The sequence below is a fragment of the Arthrobacter psychrochitiniphilus genome, from assembly GCF_003185915.1.
Classification (GTDB): Bacteria; Actinomycetota; Actinomycetes; order Actinomycetales; family Micrococcaceae; genus Specibacter; species Specibacter psychrochitiniphilus.
This window is the reverse complement of record NZ_QHLZ01000027.1, coordinates 1-2635: the sequence shown is the minus strand read 5'-3', so window position 1 is coordinate 2635 and position 2635 is coordinate 1. Positions and strand designations below refer to the sequence as shown.

General features: G+C 63.9%; 2 protein-coding genes. Both read right to left on the bottom strand.

The annotated features are described in order from the left end of the window. Positions 1–135: 135 nt before the first annotated feature. Positions 136–915, bottom strand: a complete 780-nt coding sequence (gene istB / locus CVS29_RS18065; protein WP_281268056.1) for an IS21-like element helper ATPase IstB — start codon at positions 913–915, stop codon at positions 136–138. Further along, positions 912–2438, bottom strand: coding sequence for an IS21 family transposase (gene istA, locus CVS29_RS18060; protein ID WP_110107983.1), 1527 nt, complete (start codon positions 2436–2438; stop codon positions 912–914). Before istA ends, istB begins: the two co-directional genes overlap by 4 nt. Positions 2439–2635 lie beyond the last annotated feature (197 nt).

The following is a 2635-nucleotide window of genomic DNA, read 5'->3' as shown; positions in this document are numbered from 1 at the left end:
GTGTCAAGGGCCATGAGTTTCTGCCCACCAGCGGCCAGGTTATCTGCCCACTGGTGGCCAGCAAAACTGCCCGGATATGGCCATGAGATCTGCCCACTAATATAGATTTGTGGTTGGCCATACTGGTCCGGTGTTTTAGCGCAGTTGTGTCACTCCCTTCCCGGCCAGGGCTTGGGTCAGCCTGACGGAGTCGCCGCTGGTCTGGCAGACATGGGCATGATGCAGCAGCCGGTCCACCGTCGCTGTCGCCAGTGTTTTGGGCATGAGTTCGTCGAAGCCGGCCGGGTGCAGGTTCGAGGAGATCGCGATGGAGCGTTTCTCATAGGCGGCATCTACGACCCGGTATAGCCCCTCGGCGGCGTCGGTTCCCACGGGCAAAAGGCCGATGTCATCAACCACTACCAAGTCGGCGCGCAGCACCCGGGTGACGGCGCGGGTGACGGTGTCATCGGTGCGGTGGGCGCGGATGAGCTGGCCGAGGTCCTCGAGGCGGAACCAGGCCACGCGCAGGCCTTCCTCCACGGCTTGCTGGCCCAGGGCTTCAAGGAAGAAGGTTTTCCCGGTGCCGGAGGGTCCGCAGACGACGAGGTTTTCCCCGCGCCGGATCCATTCCAGGGTCCGCAGCGCCTGCTGGGTAGGGGCCGGGATCGAGGAAGCATCCGGGTCCCAGGCATCGAAGGTTTTCCCGGTCGGGAATCCGGCAGCCTTGCGCCTGGTGGCGAGCATCGAGGCTGCCCGGCCACGGATTTCCTCCGCACAGAGGGCTTTGATGACCTCGACTGGTTCCCAGCGCTGGGCGCGGGCGGTAGCGACGAGTTCCGGTGCCAGGGCGCGGGCGTGGGGCATTTTCAAGGACCGCATCATCGCTTCAAGATCCGCCGGCAGTGCCGCAGCGGTGGTGTTCAACGGGTTCACGGCTTGCCCTCGCTCACGGTGGCGGTTGTGGTGGTGATCGCGGCCCAGGCACTGGTGCCCTGGGTCAGGGACGTGTCTTCGCTGGCGGCGTGGGTGGTGGTGCTGGCCCGTCCTGCCTGCAGGATCGAGGAGAGGTCTCCGTGGGCGAAGCGGCCGTGGATTGCTGCGGTTCCCAGGGCCCGGTCAACCTCAATGACGCCGGCGATCTTCGCCAGCGAGACTGCCTCAGCCATTTTCTGGTTCATCCGTGAGGTCCCAACCGCGGCGGCTTCCTTCAGCCAGGCGATCGCGCCGGCGCCGATGGCCAGGAATTCCGCCTCGGCACCGGTACGGGCCCGGGGCGTGTAGTCACCGGGGATCTTCTGAACATAGCCGGGAAAGTGCTCATCGTTGATTGCAGGGCTCCCCGGGCGGGCTTTGCCGTGGCGGGCGACTTCCACTGGTCCTGCGGGGCCGTGGTGAACGATGACGACCTTTTCATCCGGGCCGGCACCGTGGGAACGGACAAACACCCTCTGCCCCAACAGGTGGGACGGGACGGAGTACATGGCGTTGTTGAACGTGACCATGGGCGTGTTCGGCGGCACGATCCGGGCCAGACCGAAGGAGACCGTGTGGGCTTCATCCGGGACACGGTGCAGGCGCAGGACCTCCTCGGCGAGCATCGCCGCCGGTTTACGCTTGGTCACCCGGTGTTCCCGGGCGTTGATGTGGGCCATGAACTCCTCACACGCGGCCTCCACTTCGGCGAAGGAGCCGTACGCCTCGCGCAGGTTCGTGTCTTTGGGCACGATGTCAGCTTTGGCCACTCTCACCGCGTTCTCCACTCCGCCCTTGGAAGCTGGATCTGCCGGCTGGCACGTCAACACAGTCACCCCGTAGTAGCGGGCGAATTCAACGGTCTGCAGGTTCCTCACCGGCACCCCGGCCACATGGGAGACCGTCACCGTCTTTTCGTTATCCGTCAGGACGTAAGTGGGTGCCCCGCCAGCGATGCGGAAACAGCGATCCAGGGCCGCGAACACGGACGGCGCCGTCCTATCACGCAACGCGATGACAATCCGGAACCGCGACCAGGCCAGCCACGCCACGAACAACACGGTCTTCACCCCGTCAATATAGGGGCCGTCGCCGAAATCATATTGCAGCCAGCCGCCAGGCTCGGTGATCCAGGGCCGGTGCACGCGCACCCGTCCGAGCTTCCACTCGGCCTTGACCTGGGCCATCGCTCGGCGGGTGGAACGCTCAGAACCCTCAAAGCCCATGCCTACCAGCTTCTGGTGGGTGATATCGGCCCGGATCCGGCCTCGTGACTTTTCCACGAGCTCCTCAATCTTGGGCAGGTACTCATCGGTGATCTTGTCTCTGGCCACTGGTTCAGCCAGGGGTCGGCCGACCTCCCGGGCGGCGACGTGTTTGGCGACCGTGTGGTGCGAACAGCCCGCGAGCACGGCCGCGGCGCGAAACGACTTCGTAAGATCGTACGCTTCAAGAATTTCCATGATTTCTCCGTCAGACTTCATACAGAGCCTCTTCCTGGTTTGGTTTGGTGCGACTAGACACCGACATCAAACCCCAGGAAGGGGCTCCCGCCGTTAACAACACGGCGATGCTAGAAAATAAGAGTGGGCAGATCTCATGGCCACCAATGGGCATTTCTGCTGGCCATCAGTGGGCAGTTACGTGGCCGCCTATGGGCAGTTTTTCATGGCCGCTAACA